Raw genomic sequence first — 16,800 nt, 5'->3', positions numbered from 1 at the left:
GTGGAACCGCCGTGCTGGCGCTGATCGCCGCCGGACTGGCTGTGCTGCCCGGAATGCGAATTCTCGCCACCCTTGCGGCCGGCTTCGCTCGCCTTCTCACGATCATTGGCGAAGTTGCCGGGATTGTCAGTGGAACCGCCGTGCTGGCGCTGATCGCCGCCGGACTGGCTGTGCTGCCCGGAATGCGAATTCTCGCCACCCTTGCGGCCGGCTTCGCTCGCCTTGTCGCGATCATTGGCAAAGTTGCCGGAACCGCCGCTGTGCTGCTGGTTCGCCATGGGGAAATCTCCTTCCTGGATTTCGCCCCCCGCTGAACCAACCGAAGCCCCGCACCCTTGTTCCAAGGTAAAATCCGCCCCGCCGTGGGCGCCGGTCAGCGCCTTCAAGGCGGGCTAAGCAGGTTCGGTGAATTCACATTCATCGGACCTGCTCTAGCTCTCTGACTCTGCGCAATTCCGGTCGCAAAACCGCTCTGCGCTTTTGCGGGAATTGCTTCAGGGCGCCGCTTCCGCCGGCTTTATCACCACCGTCGCCGACATGCCGGCGGCGAGGCGCACATCGGGCGGCAGCGCTTCAAGTTTGATCCGCACGGGAAGACGTTGGGCCAGACGGATCCAGCTGAACTGCGGATCGACCCGCGCCAGCAGGCCGGCCGCATCGTCGGGATTGGCGATGGCGCGCGCCATTCCTTCCACCACCCCGTCCAGCACAAGGTTCCCCGCCATCAGCTCCACCTTGGCCGGGGCGCCTATCCTGATCTGCGGAACCTTGGTTTCCATGAAGTAGCCATAGACATAGAAGGAGCTGGAATCGACGATCGCCAGCACCCCCTGCCCCGCCGTGGCGAAGTCGCCGGCGACGGCGGTCAGGTTGGTGACATAGCCGCTCACCGCCGCATGCACGCGGCTGCGGCGCATGTTGATTTCCGCGATGGTCAGCTCAGCCTGCGCCACACGCAGCGCCGCCGCCGCCTCGGCGGCGCGGGTCTGCATGCTTTCGCCGGCCTCGATGGAAAAGCCCGGGCTGTCCTCGCGCTGCAGTGTCTGGAAGCGGCGGGCATTTTCCTGCGCCAGCGCTGCCGCTTCCGCCTTCATCGCCACATCGGCGCGGGCGAGGTTCAGCGCGGCCTGAAACCGCTCCGGGTCGATCTCGAACAGGAGGTCGCCTTTCTGCACCGTCTGGTTGTCGCGCACATGGATGGTGCTGATGAGGCCCGACACATCGGGCGCCACGCGCAGCACATCGGCCAGCACCCGCGCGTCGCGGGTCCAGGGCGAGAGCAGGTAATAGGTCCAGAACTGCCACCCGGCGAAGGCGGCGACGGCGACGGTGGCCACCGTCACCGCGACACGGATCACGCTGCGCCCGCTCATGCCGGCCCTCCTGTCAGCAGCGGCAGCCCGAGGGTGAGGGCCACCAGGACGATCACATAAAGTGCGGCATCGAACAGCGGACGATGCCAGACGAAGGCGTAGAGCCCGCATGCCTGCGCCAGCCGGCTCAGGGCGAAGAAGGGCAGCAGGGCCACCAGCGCCCAGAGCAGCACCGGCGGCAGGTAGAAGCCGAAGAGATCGAGGGTGTGAAACAGCGGATTCCACGTCATGCGCGTTCCTCGCCAAAGACGAAGGCGCGGAAGGCGTGGTCGCGACTCAGCCGGTCCTCCAGAAAGCACAGGCTGGCCGCCGCCTCCACCAGCAGCGGCGAGGCCGGGCCTTCCGGCCACGCCTCCCCCGCCAGCGCGGACCTGATCCGCGCCAGAGCCTCTTCAGCCGCCAGAGGCGGCCCGCCGGGAGCGGCGGCGAAAATGGCAAGTCCGTCGCGCATGGTCCCGCGCAGCCGCTCCGGCAGAGCCGGGCTGTCCGCGATCCGCCTCAACCGCCCGAGTTCCCACGCGCTGGCGGCGCTGGCGAGAAGGCCGCGCGCCAGCATGTCGTGAGCGGGGCGCGCCAGCGACATCTGCGGCAGCAGCGCGCCGAGCGATTCCAGTATCTCGCGCGACGCCGGCGCGGCGGGCCGCAGGCCGCGTGCCACGTCGGGAAGAAGCGCCGCGCGCGTGCGCGCCGCCACGCGGCGGCGGGCGCCCTCCGCCGTCACCGGCACGAGGCGCGCCACCATGAGGCAGACGAACATGCCGAAGGCGAGGGCGAAGCAGAAATTGGCGAAGGCCAGCGGGTCGGGGGTGAAGACATTCCCCGTCGCTGCCGCCGCGACATAGAAGATGGTGAACGTGCCCGCCGCGCGGGCATAGCGCGGCGTGCCGATGAGCAGCCCCGCCGGCACCAGCACCGCCAGCAGGAACAGCGCCAGCGCCGCGAAGCCTTCGAGCCAGGGATAGATGAAGCCCATCGTGGCATAGGCGGCGAGGCACGCCGCCGCCACCGCCCGCAAATAGGGCCAGCCGAGCTTGGCCGGATCGTCAGTGTTCACGCATTGATAGTTCATCAGCGCGAGGCCGGTGATGCCGGCAAGGCCCTGGTCCCATTGCGTGGCGTACCAGATGGCACAGAACACCAGCAGCGCCAGCGCGGCCCGGGCGCCCTGCATGACAGCGGAGGCCTGGGCGCTCCGCCGCGCCTCCTTGCTCGGCGCAGCGCCGGCGGGCTGCGGCCGAAACACCGCGCCTTCGGCCACGAACAGCAGCGCGAGGCCGCGCAGCATTTCCGCCGCCTGCCGGCAGATCAGCACCGCCTCCGCCCGCGCCTCGAACGGCAGGCCGTGCTCCGTCTGCGCGATCTGGCGGCCGAGGGCGGCGAGGTCGCGGCGCAGGCGGGACAGTTCGGCGCAGCCTGCGCGGTTCTCCGGCAGGGCAGGCGCCGCCGCGCGGCGCTCCAGCACCGCCGCCGCCCGCTCCAGCGCCGCCCGCATCGGGGCAAGCTCCGGCGTGTCGGCCATGCCGCCCCCGGCGAGCCGCAGATGCAGCAGGCGCGCCTGCGCCAGTACGCCGAGAAAGCGGCGCGTGACCTCGTCCATGCGGGCGCGGTCGGCGCGCATCTCCACCGCCTCGAAGCGGCTATAGGAGCGCAGCGCGTCGAACTTCACCAGAAGCGGCAGCAGGGCGTTGCGATCGTCGATCACCCGCGCGCCGGGGCTCGCCGCCCGCAGGGCGAGGGCGCAATGGGCGGCAAGGGCGCGGCGCGATGTGGCCATCAGCCCACGCAGCTGCGTGCCGGCATGGTCCGGCACCACCAGCGCGCCGGCGAGCGTGGCGCAGGCAATGCCGATGCTGATCTCGCTCACCCGGTCCAGCGCCACCAGCCAGGCCGCATCCGGCGCAGCCGCACCCTGAAAGATCACCAGCAGCCCGGTGAAACCCGCGAGCATGAAGCCATAGGCGGTGAAATTGCGCGCCCGCGCGGCGCCGTAATAGCACAGGAAGGTCCAGCCCATCGCGCTGCCGACGAGGAGAAGCGGGTCCTGCGAGAACAGTTTGACGGCCGTGAGGCCATAGAGCGCGGCGAGGATGGTGCCGAGGAAGCGGAACGCCCCCTTGGCCAGCGCCGCCCCGGTCGAGGACTGGGTGAGCAGGTAGACGGTCAGGATCGCCCATTGCGGCTCCTGAAGCTCAAGCCAGTAAGCAAGGGCGAGCGCGACGATGGCTGCCACCGCGAGGCGCGAAGAGAACAGAAGAGTGCGCCAGTTCGGATTCAGTAAAAATCCGGGTCTATTGTCACGCGGCAAAGAGTGACTAAGTCGCACCTAGAACCTGCCTTCAACGTGACGCTGCGTCGCGCGATTATAGCCATCCTGTCCGGATTGAACAGTCGCCCTTCCCCCGCCGGAGCGAGCGAGCCGCCCCCTCGGCCACGTCCCCGCCATCCGGCGGTCATGACTTTTCCGCAATCTGCTCCGCGGGGGACGGTGAATTCCGTCGCCTTTCGTGCTTTTCTGCAAGCGGGGAACGGGTCGATGTCTTCACATGAGAGGCGCGCGACAGTCGCAAGGGGGCCGTGTTGAGGTTGAGGGGATTGATGGCCGGAGTAACGGCCCTGGCCATGCCATGCGCGGCCTCCGCCGCGGGCTTTCTCGAACCCGCCGGGCCGGTGGCGGCGGCGCAGCTCTCGCATTTCGGCACGATCAGCGCGCTGATGCTCATCGTCATCGTGCCGATGTTCGTCGCCCTGCCCCTCGTGCTGCTGCGCTACCGGCGCGGCGGCAAGGGCACCTACCGCCCGGACTGGGAGTTCAACTGGGGGCTGGAACTGCTCATCTGGGGCATTCCGGTCGCGCTGGTGGCCGCGCTCGGCACGGCACTGTGGAATCACACGCTGAAGAACGACCCCTACCGCCCGCTCGGGCCCGCACCGCTGGTGGTGGAGGTGATCGCGCTCGACTGGAAATTCCTGTTCCTCTATCCCGAACAGGGCGTGGCGACGCTCGATCTGCTGGTGCTGCCGAAGGACCGGCCGGTGACGCTGAAGCTGACCAGCGGCACGGTGATGCAGTCCTTCATCGTTCCGCGCCTCGCCGGCCAGATCTACGCCATGGCCGGCATGCAGACCCAGCTCAACCTCATCGCCGACGCGACCGGCGACTTCACCGGGCGCAACACCCAGTATAACGGCCTCGGCTTTGCCACCCAGTCCTTCACCACCCGCGTGGTGAGCGCGGAGGATTTCGCCAGCTGGGTGACTGGCGCCAAGGCGCAACCGGCCGGCCTCGACGCCGCCGGCTACAAAGCGCTGCTGCCGCCTTCCGTGGTGAACGAGCCCGTCATCTATGGCCGGTTCACGCCGGGCCTGTTCGACCAGATCATCGCCAGCTTCGCGCCCGGCATGGCCGGGGGCCATCAGGGCCACGAAGCGCCGGCGGGAACGGGCACGCCCGCCGCCGCTGCGCCGGCCGCCGCCCATCAGCATGACGCCCACACGCCGGAGGCCGCACAATGAATTGGGAGCTGATCTTCGGCCAGATCAAGTGGACCTCCTTCGTCTTTGCCGGGATGATCGAGAATCCCTCGCTCAGCGAGGCCATCGCCTCGGGCGCCGGCTCCATCGCCGTGCTCGGCGCGCTGGGCACGGTCGTCCTGCTTACGGTGAAGGGCTGGTGGGTGCCGCTGTGGCGCGACTGGCTGACCAGCGTCGACCATAAGAAGGTCGGCATCATGTACATCGTCCTCGCGCTGGTGATGTTCGCCCGCGCGGTGATCGAGGCGGCGCTGATGCGCGCCCAGCAGCTTGCCGCCACCGATGGCGGCGGCTTCCTCTCGGCGGATCATTTCGGCCAGCTGTTCAGCACCCATGGCACGATCATGATCTTCTTCGTCGCCATGCCGTTCATCACCGGGCTGATGAACTATGTCATGCCGCTGCAGATCGGCGCGCGCGACGTGTCCTTCCCGCTGCTCAACGCCATCTCGCTGATGCTGACCATGGCGGGCGCGGTGCTCATCATGGTGTCGCTGGTGGTGGGCCAGTTCTCCACCGGCGGCTGGAGCGCCTATCCGCCCTTCACCGGCATCGAGTTCAGCCCGGGAGAGGGCGTCGACTACTGGATCTGGGCGGTGTCGCTCGGCTCCATCGGCTCGACGCTCACGGGTCTCAACTTCGCCGTCACCATCTACAAGAAGCGCTGCCCCGGCATGTCGCTGTTCCGCATGCCGCTGTTCACCTGGACGACGCTATGCACGTCGATCCTGATGATCTTCGCCATGGCGCCGCTGACCGCCGCCACCATCATGCTCGCCCTCGACCGCTATGCCGGCTTCCATTTCTTCACCAATGGCGACGGCGGCAACATGATGAACTACGCCAATCTGTTCTGGCTGTTCGGCCACCCCGAGGTCTACATCCTCATCCTGCCGGCCTTCGGCGTGTGGTCGGAAGTGGTGGCCACCTATTCCAGCAAACGCATCTATGGCTACACCTCGCTGGTCTACGCCACCATGTGCATTGCCGTGCTGTCCTTCGCGGTGTGGCTGCACCACTTCTTCACCATGGGCCAGAGCGCCAATGTGAACGCCATTTTCGGCATCGCCACGATGATTATCGGCGTACCGACGGGGGTGAAGGTCTATGACTGGCTGCTCACCATGGTGGGCGGGCGCATCCGCCTCACCACGGCGATGCTGTTCCACATCAACTTCCTGCTCACCTTCATCCTCGGCGGCATGACCGGGGTGCTGCTGGCCAATCCGGGCATCGACTTCCAGGTCCACAACACGCTGTTCCTGGTGGCGCATTTCCACAACATGATCATCCCCGGCGTGCTGTTCGGCATGTTCGCGGCGGTGCAGTTCTGGTTCCCCAAGGCGTTCGGCTTCCGGCTGCATGAGGGGCTGGGCCGCGCCTCCTTCTGGTGCTTCGCGCCCGGCTTCCTGCTGGCCTTCTTCCCGCTCTACTGGCTCGGGATGATGGGGGCGACGCGGCGCACCTTCACCTGGTCCAACCCCGACTATCTGCCCTGGTTCGCCCTTGCGATGCTCGGCGCGGCGCTGATCCTCGCCGGCTTTGCCTTCATGGTGATGCAGATCGTCGTGTCGGTGCGCCGGCGGGCCGAACTCGCGGCGCCGCTGGGTGACCCCTGGGACGGGCGGGCGCTGGAATGGTCGATCCCCTCCCCGCCCCCGGCCTGGAACTTCGCCGTGCTGCCGCAGGTGACGGCGCGCGACGCCTTCTATGAAGCCAAGAAGGACGGCACCGCCTATCGCTCCCCGGCGGCCTATGAGGATATCGAGGTACCGCGCAACACCGCGACCGCGCCGCTTATCGGCCTGTTCGCCTGCGCCTGGGCCTTCGGCCTCGTCTGGCACATCTGGTGGCTGGTGATCGTCTCCTTCGTTCTCATCTGGGCAGTGGTGATCGCCCGCTCCTTCGCCACGCACACGGAAGAGATCGTGCCGGCAGCGACGGTGAAGGCGGCGAACGAGGCCTTCCTCGCCGCCGTGCGCGCCACGCCGGGCGTGACCCGCGATCAGGAAATGACGGCGGCGAACCGGGGCCGTGCCATCCCGGAAAGCCTGGAAGCAAGCGCCGGCGCCCTCGCCGCCGGCGCAGCCGTGGAGGTGACGCGATGAGCCTTTCCGAACGCCTCCATCCCGGCATCAATCTCGCCGGCACCGATCCCGAAAGCCACGAAGCCGCCGAAGAGGTGCTGTTCGGCTTCTGGATCTTCCTGATGAGCGATCTGGTGCTGTTCGCAGTGCTGTTCGCGACCTATGCCGCGATGAGCGTGCAGGGCATCGCCGAAGGCCCCCGGCCCGCCGAGGTGTTCGACCTCACCGCCGCCTTCCTGGAGACGCTGCTGCTGCTGTTCTCCAGCTTCGCCTTCGGCTTCGCCATGCTGGAGATGAAGTACCGCGAGAACCGGCGCGGCGTGCTCGGCTGGCTGCTCGTCACCGGCCTGCTCGGCGCCGGCTTCGTGGGCATGGAGCTGCACGATTATTACGTGATGGTCACCGCCCACGGCGCCACGCCGCAGACCAGCGGTTTCCTCTCCGCCTATTACCTGCTCACCGGCACCCATGCGCTGCATGTCTCGTCGGGGCTGGTGTGGATGGCGGTCATGGCGGTGCAGGTGGTGGTGTTCGGCCTCAGCCCGGCGGTGAAGCTGCGGCTGATGCGGCTCGCTTTGTTCTGGCACATGCTGGACGTGGTCTGGATCGGCATCTTCACCTTTGTCTACCTCTACGGGGTGGTGTCATGAGCAACCGCGCTCCCGCCAACTTGCCGGCCAGCGACATCGAGGACGAGGGCCATGAGCGCCGCTCCTATGTGATCGGCCTCGTTCTCGCGCTGGTACTGACCACCGGCGCCTTCGCCGTGGTGTGGTTCGATCTGTTCAGCGGCGCCGCCGCCCTCGCCGCTTTGGGGCTGCTCGCCGTGGTGCAGGCGGTGGTGCATCTGCGCTACTTCCTGCACATCGACCTTCAGCGCTCGCACCGCGACGACCTCCTGCTCATCCTGTTCACCGTGCTGATCCTGCTCATCATGGTGTCCGGCACCATCTGGATCCTCTACGACCAGCACATGCGCATGATGCCCTGACGGCGCGCGAGGAACGCTTGCGCCGCATGAAACGTTGCGCCCCGGGACTTTCTTTCCGGGAGCGCCGCGCGTGATCACCGATCTCTGGTACAAGAACGCCATCGTCTATTGCCTTTCCGTCGAAGGCTTCATGGATTCGAACGGCGATGGGACAGGCGATTTCCGCGGCCTGATGCGGCGGCTCGATTATCTCCACGGCCTCGGCGTCACCGCCATCTGGCTCATGCCGTTCCAGGTCTCGCCCGGCGGCGACGACGGCTATGATGTCGCCGATTATTACGGCATCGATCCGCGCTACGGCACGCTGGGGGATTTCGTCGAATTCACCCACGCCGCCCGGCAGCGCGGCATGCGGGTGCTGATCGACCTCGTGGTCAACCACACCTCGAACCAGCATCCCTGGTTCAAATCCGCCCGCTCGGACCCCAACTCGCCCTATCGCGACTGGTATGTGTGGTCGAAGAAGAAGCCGAAAAACGCCCATGAGGGCATGGTCTTCCCCGGGGTGCAGAAAACCACCTGGACCTATGACAAGGTGGCTAAGGAATATTATTTCCACCGCTTCTACGATTTCCAGCCCGACCTCAACACCGCCAATCCCGACGTGCAGGCGGAAATTCTGCGCATCATGGGCTTCTGGCTGCAGCTCGGCGTGTCCGGCTTCCGCATGGACGCGGTGCCGTTCGTGATCGCGGAGAAGGGGGCGGAGGTCGGCGGCACGCCGGTCGAGCATTTCAACATGCTGCGCACCTTCCGCGAATTCCTGCAGTGGCGGCGCGGCGACGCGATCATTCTCGCGGAAGCCAACATCCTTCCCGAAGACGACAAGAAATATTTCGGCGAGGACGGCGACCGCATGCACATGATGTTCAATTTCCAGGTCAACCAGTCGCTGTTCTACGCGCTCGCCAGCGCCGACATGAAGCCGCTGGTCAAGGCGCTCAATGCCACGCGGCCGGACTATGCCACCGCGCAATGGGGCCTGTTCCTGCGCAATCATGACGAACTCGACCTCGGCCGGCTGACCGAAAAGCAGCGGGAAGAGGTGTTCGCCGCCTTCGGGCCGGACAAGTCGATGCAGCTCTATGACCGCGGCATCCGCCGCCGGCTGGCGCCGATGCTCAAGGGCGACCGCCGGATGATGGAACTGGCCTACAGCCTCATGCTCTCGCTGCCCGGCACGCCGGTGCTGCGCTATGGCGACGAGATCGGCATGGGCGACGATCTCAGCCTGCCCGAGCGCTACTGCGCCCGCACGCCCATGCAATGGTCGAACGAGAAGCAGGGCGGCTTCAGCTCGGCGGAAAAGACCTATCTGCCGGTCATTTCCGAGGGCGTCTATGGCTGGGAACAGGTCAATGTCGCCGACCAGCGGCGCGACCCGGACTCCTTCCTCAACTGGATGGAGCGGATGATCCGCACCCGGCAGGAGACGCAGGAAATCGGCTGGGGCGCGTTCGAGGTGGTGGATGTCGGCCACGACGCCGTGCTGTGCCTGCGCTATGAGTGGCGCAACAACGTCGCCGTGTTCCTGCACAATTTCCACCCCGAGGGGGTGACCGTCCGCTTCTCCCTGGTGGCGCCGGAAGGCGAGCCGAACCGGCTCGTCAACCTGCTCTCGGAAGACCACGCCCAGGGCGACGCCAAGGGCCGCTACGAGCTCACCCTGGAACCCTATGGCTATCGCTGGTTCCGCATGGGCGGGCTCGACTATGCCTATCGGCGCACGGAGCTTTAGAGTGCGATCCGATCAGATTGAATCAATCTGATCGGTAAATCGCCCTCTAACTCTAAGATAGAGAACGCGTTATCCGATCAGCTTGCGATGCAAGCTGATCGGCGCGTGCTCTAGCCCCGCGCGTCGAGCGCGACGATGACGCCTTCATAGGGCCGCAGGGAGAGGTGGCCTTCCACCCGCTCGGCGCGGCCCGGCTCGGTGGAGAGCAGCACCTGCCCCTGCGTGTCGGGCGGCAGGGGAATGTCGTCCTGCGCATTGCCGGCGAGGTTGAGCGCCACCAGCACGCATTCCGCCGCGCTCTCGCGCAGGAACACCAGCACATCCCCCAGCGCGGTGATCTTGCGATAGGTGCCTTCATGCAGCACCGGATGGGCGCGGCGCAGCGCGATGAGGTCGCGGTAAAGGTTCAGCAGCGAGGTCGGCTGCTGCATCTGCACGGCGACATTGCGGGTGGCGAAGTCCGCCGCCAGCGGCAGCCAGGGGCGGCCATTGGTGAAGCCGGCATGGGGCGAGGCGTCCCATTGCATCGGCGTGCGTTCAGGGTCGCGGCCGAGGCCGAGGCCCGGCTCGTTCTTCTCCCAGGGGTCGTGAGCGTCCTCGGTGGCGATCGGCACATTCTCCATGCCGATCTCGTCGCCATAATACAGGGTCGGCGTGCCGCGCAGGGTCAGCAGCAGCATCGCCGCCACCCGTGTGCGCGCCGCGCCGATGCGCGAGGCGATACGCGGCTGGTCGTGATTGCCCAGCACCCAGTTCGGCCAGCCGCCCTCCGGCACCGCCGCGTCATATTCGGCGATCAGCGCCGCGAGTTGCGGGGCGGTCCAGCTGGCATGGATCAACTGGAAGTTGAACGGCAGATGCGCGCCTTCCAGGTTCTCGCCGTAATAGGCCACCAGCCGGTCGATCGGCAGGTAGATCTCGCCGATCAGCACCCGGTCCTCGAACTCGTCGATGACGGCGCGCAGCTCGGCGATGATGTCGTGAACATCGGGCTGGTCGGTGGAACGGGTCTGCAGGAAGCGGCGGATGTCGCCGTCGCCGGGCGCATATTCCGGGTTGGGTGGGTTGTCGCGGAATTCCGGGTCCTTCATCAGGTGCCAGATCACGTCGACGCGGAAACCGTCGACCCCGCGCGCCATCCAGAAGCGCAGCACGTCGTGCATCGCCGCCCGCACGGCCGGATTGCGCCAGTTGAGGTCCGGCTGCTCCTTGAGGAAGGCGTGGTAGTAATACTGGCCGCTGGCGGGATCGAGCGTCCATGCCGGCCCGCCGAAATTGCTCATCCAGTTGTTCGGCGGCCCGCCATCGGGCGCGGGATCGCGCCAGATGTACCAGTCGCGCTTGGGGTTGTCCCGCGCGGCCCGGCTCTCGGCGAACCAGGGGTGCTGGTCGGAGGTGTGGTTGGGCACGAAGTCGAGCACGATCTTCAGCCCGCGCGCATGCACCTCCGCCACCAGCCGGTCGAAGGCGTCGAGATCGCCGAACATCGGGTCGATGCCGCAATAATCGGCGACATCATAGCCGAAATCGGCCATGGGCGAGGGGAAGATCGGCGAGATCCACACCGCGTCGACGCCCAGCGTCACGAGATGGTCGAGCCGGGCGCGAATGCCGTCGAGGTCGCCAATGCCGTCGGCATTGCTGTCCTGAAACGAGCGGGGATAGACCTGATAGAAAATCCCGCGCTGCCACCAGCGTGTCTGCGCCATCCGCGCCTCCCTTGGGCTTGGTCAGGTTTGGTCAGGCCCCGCGCCGCAATTGCGGCAGCACGCGGGCGCCGAACGTCTCAATGAACGCCGACTGGTTTAGCCCGACATTGTGAAGGTAGATGTCGTGGAAGCCGAGTTCGGCATAATCCGCCAGCCGCGCCGCGTGCCAGCCGGGATCGTCGGAAATGAGGATGCTCTCGTCGAGGTCCTCCGGGCGCACCAGACGTGTGGCGGCGTCGAACTGTTCGGGCAGTTTCAGTTCCGCCGCGACCGAGGACGACAGCGTGTTGAAGCGCCACTGGTCATGGGCATTCGCGCGCGCCTCCTCCTGTGTCGGCGCGTAGGAGACATGCACCTGCAGCACCAGCCGGCGCCCCTCGCCGCCGCCCTCGCGGAAGGCGTCGAGGATCGCCCGCAGCCGCTCCGCCGGCTGGTTGATGGTGACGAGCCCATCCGCCCATGCCCCCGCGCGGCGCGCCGTCTCCGGCGTCAGCGCGGCGGCGATGAAGGCCGGCGGCACGTTCGGCCGGGTGTAGAGCCGGGCCTCCTCGACATCGATCAGCCCTCCGCGCCGGCTCACCGTTTCGCCGGCAAACAAGGCGCGCATGATGTCGACCGACTCGCGCAGCCGCGCGTCGCGCTCCGCCTTGGCCGGCCAGCGCTGGCCGGTCACGCGCTCGTTCAGCGCCTCGCCGGAACCGAGCGCCAGCCAGAACCGCTCGGGAAACATCTCCGCCAGCGTTGCCGCCGCCTGGGCGGTGAGGGCGGGGTGGTAGCGGCGGCCGATCGGCGTCGTCACCACGCCGAAGGAGAGCGAGGTGGTCGCCAGCGCGGCGCCGAGCCAGCTCCAGGCGAAGCCGGAATGCGGCTGGCGCACGCTCCACGGGGCGAAATGGTCCGAGCACATGGCGGCCGCGAAACCCGCCTGTTCGGCGGCGCGGACGCAGCCGAGCAGATCGCTCGGCGCGAACTGCTCATGCGAGGCGTGGTAGCCGATGCGAAGGCGGGCGGGCGCGTCGGTCATGGAAGCGATCCGAAAGGGCGGGAGGGCGCGCAGGGTTGCACGCGGGGTCGGGGAGAACGCCTCAGCCGGCCAAGTGTTTCCTTCCGCAGTGCCGGGCGGCCCGCGCGAGCGGCGCGACGCCCAATTTCGCCATTCAATGCGGCGCGCATCCGCTCTACAGTGAGCGGGATCGCGCAAGACGATCAGCCAGGGAAGGGAGCCCCCCATGCGCGCCGTTGTTCTCACAATGTCGCTGTTGACCGCCCTTGCCGCCGGCACCGCCGCGCAGGCTCAGGCGCCGCAGAACGATCTCGCCAAATACTGCCAGGCCGACATCAAGCGGCTGTGCCCCACCGTGCAGCCGGGCGGCGGCCGGGTGATGCAGTGCCTGAAGGCGCACAGCAAGGAAATGTCGGTGGGCTGCGCGCAGGCGCTGCAGAAGATGAAGAGCTGAACCCCTCTCAGCGCGGCCCTCGCCGCAGGGGTGGAACTATCGTGCCCGCGCCGGCTTTTGTCGGCTGCATCTCGACACCAGTGACAGCGGGGGATTTCATGGTCACATCCATCAGCCGGCGCGGTCTTCTGGCCACCCTCGCGGCGGCCTCACTCCTGCCGGGCACCGCCGCCCGCGCCGCCGCGCCTGTCGTGGTCGCGTCCAAGATCGACACGGAAGGCGCGGTGCTCGGCAACATCATCGCGCTGGTGCTGGAACATGCCGGCATTCCGGTGACGCGGCGGCTGCAGCTCGGCCCCACCAAGATCGTGCGCACGGCGCTGCTGGCGGGCGAGATCGACCTCTATCCCGAATATACCGGCAATGCCGGCTTCTTCTTCGCCATGGCGGATGATCCGCTGTGGAAGAACGCCACCGCCGCCTATGAAAAGGCCCGTGATCTCGACGCCGCCAACGGCCTCGTCTGGCTCGCCCCAGCCCCGGCGGACAACACCTGGGGCATCGCCGTGCGCGGCGATGTCGCGGCGCGCGAGAAGCTGGCGACGCTGGAGGATTTCGCCCGCTGGACCAAGGACGGAAAGGTGAAGCTCGCCGCCTCGGCCGAATTCGTGGAAAGCGCGGCGGCGCTGCCCGCCTTCCAGCAGGCTTACGCTTTCAAGCTGTCGGGCGACCAGCTGCTGGTGCTCTCGGGCGGTGACACCGCTGCCACCATCAAGGCGGCGGCGGAAGGCACCTCCGGGGTCAATGCCGCCATGGTCTATGGCACGGACGGCGCCATCGCCGCGCTCGATCTCAAGGTGATGGCCGACACCAAGCACGTGCAGCCGGTCTATCAGCCGGCGCCGGTGATCCGCAAAGGCGTGCTGGACGCCCATCCGGAGATCGCCGCCAAGCTCGCGCCGGCCTTTGCCGGCCTCACCCTGCCGACGCTGCAGCAGCTGAACGCGCAGGTGCAGCTTGAAGGCCGAGATGCCGGCGCCGTCGCCGAGGCCTATCTGAAGGCGCAGGGGCTGCTCGGGTGAGACGCCTCGCCGGCCGCGCGCCGGCGCCCCTGTCGCCCGCGGCGGCCGGGGTCGAGGCCCTGCCCCTGCTGCTCGCCGCCGTCGCCCTCGCGGCGCTGCTCGCCTGCGGCTTCGTCGTGGTGGCGCCCAACCGACTGCTGTCGGGAGCCCCGCTGCCGCTGTGGGACGCGGCGGGGCTCGGGCCGACCCTTGCCATGCTGGCGCTGCTGGCGGGGATCGCCGCGCTGGCGCTGCGCCCCGCCCTCCCCGCCCAGCCGGCCCTGCTCGGCCTGTGTGCCGGCGCGCTGATGCTGGCGGCGCTGGCGCTGGCGGGGCAGGCGGCCGGGGAACAGGCCGTCGCCGCCGGGCCGCTCACCCGCGTGTCGCTCGGCGCCGGCTTCTGGGTGGTGTTTGTCGCGGGGCTGCTGCTGCTCGCCGACCGCGCCGAGCGGGCGCCGGGCCGTGCCGGCAAGGCCGTGCCGCCCCTCGCGACGCTTTCCGGCCTCGCCGCGCTGCTCGCCAGCGGCACCCTCGCCCCGCTGTCACTGGCGCGCGAATATGCGGTGCGCCAGCAGGCCTATCTCGACGAGGTGCTGCGCCATCTCCAGCTCACCGGGGCGGGGCTGGCCCTGGCGCTCCTCGCCGGCGGGGCGATCGGGCTGATGGCCTATCGCCGGCCGGGGCGGGCCGCGCCGGTGTTCGCCGTGCTCAACATCGTCCAGACCATCCCCTCGCTCGCTCTCTTCGCCCTCCTCATCGGTCCCATCGTCCTCCTCACCGAACTCGTGCCCGGCCTGCGCCAGCTCGGCATTTCCGGCATCGGGGCGACGCCCGCCATCCTCGCGCTGGGGCTCTATGGCCTGTTGCCGGTCGCGCGCGGCGTCCATGCCGGGCTTTCCAGCGTCCCGCCAGACGTGGTGGAAGCGGCGCGCGGCATGGGCATGACACAGGTCCAAATCGTGCGTAACATATTGATTCCGCTTGCTTTACCGACGCTGCTGCAGACGCTGCGCCTCACTTTGGTGCAGCTCATCGGCCTCGCCGTACTGGCGGCGCTGATCGGCGCCGGCGGGCTCGGCACCTTCATCTTCCAGGGGCTGGGGCAGACCGCGGCCGACCTCGTGCTGCTCGGCGCGCTCTCGGCCATCGCCCTCGCGCTGATCGCCGATACCGCCTTGCGCGGCCTCGCACTTTTCCTCGTGCGGAGGCCCCGGCCATGATCCGGTTCGAGGCCGTTTCCAAGCGCTTCGGCGCGGTATCCGCCGTGGACGAGGTCACGCTCGACGTGCCGCGCGGCACGCTCTGCGCGCTGGTCGGCACGTCCGGCTCCGGCAAGTCGACCCTGCTCCGCCTCGCCAACCGGCTTTTGGAGGCCGATGCCGGGCGCATCCTCGTCGACGGCACCGACATCGCCACACTCCCCCCGGTCGAACTGCGCCGGCGAATGGGCTATGTCATTCAGTCTGTTGGTCTTTTCCCGCACTGGACCGTGGCGCGCAATGTCGCCACCGTGCCGACGCTTCTCGGCTGGCCGGCGGCGCGGATCCGCGACAGGGTTGCCGAACTGCTCGACCTCGTCGGCCTGCCGGCCGAAAGCCATGCCCACCGCTACCCGGACGAACTCTCCGGCGGCCAGCAGCAGCGCGTCGGCGTGGCGCGGGCGCTGGCCGGCGATCCCGAAGTGTTGCTGATGGACGAGCCGTTCGGCGCCGTCGACCCGCCGACCCGGCGCGGCCTGCAGGACAGCCTGCGCGACATCCAGCGGCGCACCGGCACCACCATCCTGCTCGTCACCCATGATGTGGAAGAAGCGATCCGCCTCGGCGGCACCTTCGCCGTGCTGCACCAGGGACGCCTGTTGCAGACGGGCACGCCGGCACAGGTACTTGCCCACCCCGCGAGCGAGGAGGTGGCGCGCTTCTTCGGCGGGCCGCTGCTGGGGCTGAACCGGCTCAAAGCGCTGTGCGTCGGCGACCGCGCCGATTTCACCGCCCCGCCGCCAGCGGTCGACGGCGCGCCGATCGCCGCCGGGGCGACACTGGAAGAGGCCCTGGCCCGCATGGTGGCGGAAGGCCGCGCGCAGCTGCCGGTCCGCCGCTCCCCCGACGGGCAGCCCGGCGTGCTCACCCTTGCCGATCTGGTCCGGCCATGAGGCAACCGCCCGCGATGGCGGCGGCGGCGTGGATCGCCCGCCGGCCGGTGCTCTGGGTCGGAGCGGCGTTCCTTGCCCTCACCCTCAATATGGACGCGCTCGCCCCACATCTCGGCTTTCTGTTTCCGCCGGGCACGCGTCTCGTCTACAGCCGCGCCAGCTTCCCTGAACTCGTCGCCGCGCATGCGCTGCTGACCGGCGCGGCGAGCCTTGTCGCCATCACGCTCGGCATCGCCGCCGCGCTGTTCGCCACCCGGCCGATGGGCCGCGCCTATGCGGGAACGCTGGACCGGCTGGGGGCGCTTGCCCAGACCTTTCCGCCCGTCGCCGTGCTGGCGCTTGCCGTGCCGAGCCTCGGCTATGGGGCCCTGCCCACCGCCTTCGCGTTGGTGCTCTATGGCGTTCTGCCGGTGATGGGGGCGGGCATGGCGGGGCTTCGCAGCGTGCCGGCGCCGGTGCTGGAGGCCGCCGATGGCAGCGGCTTCTCGCCCGCCGGCCGGTTGTGGCGGATCGAACTGCCGCTGGCGGCGCCGATCCTCTTTGCCGGCATCCGCACTTCGGTGACGATCGGCATCGGCACGGCCACCATCGGCTCGACGGTCGGCGCGCTGACGCTGGGCTCGCCGATCATTGACGGACTGTCAGGCGGCAATCCGGCCTATGTGCTGCAGGGCACGGTGCTGGTGGCACTGTTCGCCGTCACCGTCGACCTCGCGCTCGCCGAGGTGCAGCGCGCGCTCACCCGGCGCGCGCGCTGACGC

At 68.4% G+C, this 16,800-nt stretch carries 16 protein-coding genes; 10 read left to right on the top strand and 6 right to left on the bottom strand.

Annotated features, from left to right (window positions below; genetic code table 11):
* From J2S75_RS07330 to J2S75_RS07315, 4 genes are all read right to left on the bottom strand, one after another.
* A partial coding sequence (locus J2S75_RS07330) for a con-10 family general stress protein (RefSeq protein WP_307019141.1) occupies positions 1-278 on the bottom strand: 278 nt, incomplete at its 3' end.
* Between the two features lie 216 nt (positions 279-494).
* Entirely contained in the window at positions 495-1,373 is an 879-nt protein-coding gene (locus J2S75_RS07325) for an efflux RND transporter periplasmic adaptor subunit (RefSeq protein ID WP_307019140.1), read from the bottom strand.
* Positions 1,370-1,603: a DUF1656 domain-containing protein gene (locus J2S75_RS07320; protein ID WP_244378850.1), complete on the bottom strand. Its 234-nt coding sequence runs from the start codon at positions 1,601-1,603 to the stop codon at positions 1,370-1,372. Before J2S75_RS07320 ends, J2S75_RS07325 begins: the two co-directional genes overlap by 4 nt.
* Entirely contained in the window at positions 1,600-3,696 is a 2,097-nt protein-coding gene (locus J2S75_RS07315) for an FUSC family protein (protein WP_307019139.1), read from the bottom strand. The genes J2S75_RS07320 and J2S75_RS07315 overlap by 4 nt, the downstream gene beginning before the upstream one ends.
* Before the next feature lie 272 nt (positions 3,697-3,968).
* Between J2S75_RS07315 and J2S75_RS07310 the strand changes: the two genes are divergently transcribed.
* From J2S75_RS07310 to J2S75_RS07290, 5 genes are all read left to right on the top strand, one after another.
* Entirely contained in the window at positions 3,969-4,886 is a 918-nt protein-coding gene (locus J2S75_RS07310; RefSeq protein WP_307019138.1) for a ubiquinol oxidase subunit II, read from the top strand.
* Positions 4,883-7,012 carry a cbb3-type cytochrome c oxidase subunit I gene (locus J2S75_RS07305; protein ID WP_307019137.1) on the top strand — a complete coding sequence of 710 codons (2,130 nt, stop codon included), beginning with the start codon at positions 4,883-4,885 and terminating at the stop codon, positions 7,010-7,012. Before J2S75_RS07310 ends, J2S75_RS07305 begins: the two co-directional genes overlap by 4 nt.
* Positions 7,009-7,641 carry a cytochrome c oxidase subunit 3 gene (locus tag J2S75_RS07300; RefSeq protein ID WP_307019136.1) on the top strand — a complete coding sequence of 211 codons (633 nt, stop codon included), beginning with the start codon at positions 7,009-7,011 and terminating at the stop codon, positions 7,639-7,641. Before J2S75_RS07305 ends, J2S75_RS07300 begins: the two co-directional genes overlap by 4 nt.
* A complete protein-coding gene (gene cyoD / locus J2S75_RS07295; protein WP_307019135.1) occupies positions 7,638-7,982 on the top strand; it encodes a cytochrome o ubiquinol oxidase subunit IV in 345 nt (114 codons plus the stop codon). Before J2S75_RS07300 ends, cyoD begins: the two co-directional genes overlap by 4 nt.
* A 70-nt stretch (positions 7,983-8,052) precedes the next feature.
* Positions 8,053-9,720, top strand: a complete 1,668-nt coding sequence (locus J2S75_RS07290; RefSeq protein WP_307019134.1) for an alpha-amylase family protein — start codon at positions 8,053-8,055, stop codon at positions 9,718-9,720.
* A gap of 110 nt (positions 9,721-9,830) precedes the next feature.
* Here the strand turns inward: J2S75_RS07290 and J2S75_RS07285 are convergent, their stop codons facing one another.
* Positions 9,831-11,429, bottom strand: a complete 1,599-nt coding sequence (locus J2S75_RS07285; RefSeq protein ID WP_307019133.1) for an alpha-amylase family glycosyl hydrolase — start codon at positions 11,427-11,429, stop codon at positions 9,831-9,833.
* A 31-nt stretch (positions 11,430-11,460) separates the two neighbouring features.
* A complete protein-coding gene (locus J2S75_RS07280; protein WP_307019132.1) occupies positions 11,461-12,453 on the bottom strand; it encodes a TIGR03885 family FMN-dependent LLM class oxidoreductase in 993 nt (330 codons plus the stop codon).
* Positions 12,454-12,658: 205 nt separating this feature from the next.
* Between J2S75_RS07280 and J2S75_RS07275 the strand changes: the two genes are divergently transcribed.
* From J2S75_RS07275 to J2S75_RS07255, 5 genes are all read left to right on the top strand, one after another.
* On the top strand, positions 12,659-12,886 hold the full coding sequence (locus J2S75_RS07275) for a cysteine rich repeat-containing protein (RefSeq protein WP_307019131.1): 228 nt from the start codon (positions 12,659-12,661) through the stop codon (positions 12,884-12,886).
* 98 nt (positions 12,887-12,984) lie between these two features.
* Positions 12,985-13,908 carry a glycine betaine ABC transporter substrate-binding protein OsmF gene (gene osmF / locus J2S75_RS07270; RefSeq protein ID WP_307019130.1) on the top strand — a complete coding sequence of 308 codons (924 nt, stop codon included), beginning with the start codon at positions 12,985-12,987 and terminating at the stop codon, positions 13,906-13,908.
* Positions 13,905-15,107, top strand: coding sequence for an ABC transporter permease (locus J2S75_RS07265; RefSeq protein WP_307019129.1), 1,203 nt, complete (start codon positions 13,905-13,907; stop codon positions 15,105-15,107). Before osmF ends, J2S75_RS07265 begins: the two co-directional genes overlap by 4 nt.
* Positions 15,104-16,039: an ABC transporter ATP-binding protein gene (locus tag J2S75_RS07260; protein WP_307019128.1), complete on the top strand. Its 936-nt coding sequence runs from the start codon at positions 15,104-15,106 to the stop codon at positions 16,037-16,039. Before J2S75_RS07265 ends, J2S75_RS07260 begins: the two co-directional genes overlap by 4 nt.
* Positions 16,036-16,797 carry an ABC transporter permease gene (locus tag J2S75_RS07255; RefSeq protein WP_307019127.1) on the top strand — a complete coding sequence of 254 codons (762 nt, stop codon included), beginning with the start codon at positions 16,036-16,038 and terminating at the stop codon, positions 16,795-16,797. Before J2S75_RS07260 ends, J2S75_RS07255 begins: the two co-directional genes overlap by 4 nt.
* The last annotated feature ends 3 nt before the right edge of the window (positions 16,798-16,800 follow it).

Origin of the sequence: Ancylobacter polymorphus, assembly GCF_030813495.1 — a bacterium.
In the GTDB taxonomy this organism is placed as follows: Bacteria; Pseudomonadota; Alphaproteobacteria; order Rhizobiales; family Xanthobacteraceae; genus Ancylobacter; species Ancylobacter polymorphus.
This window is presented reverse-complemented; position numbering and strand designations above follow the sequence as displayed.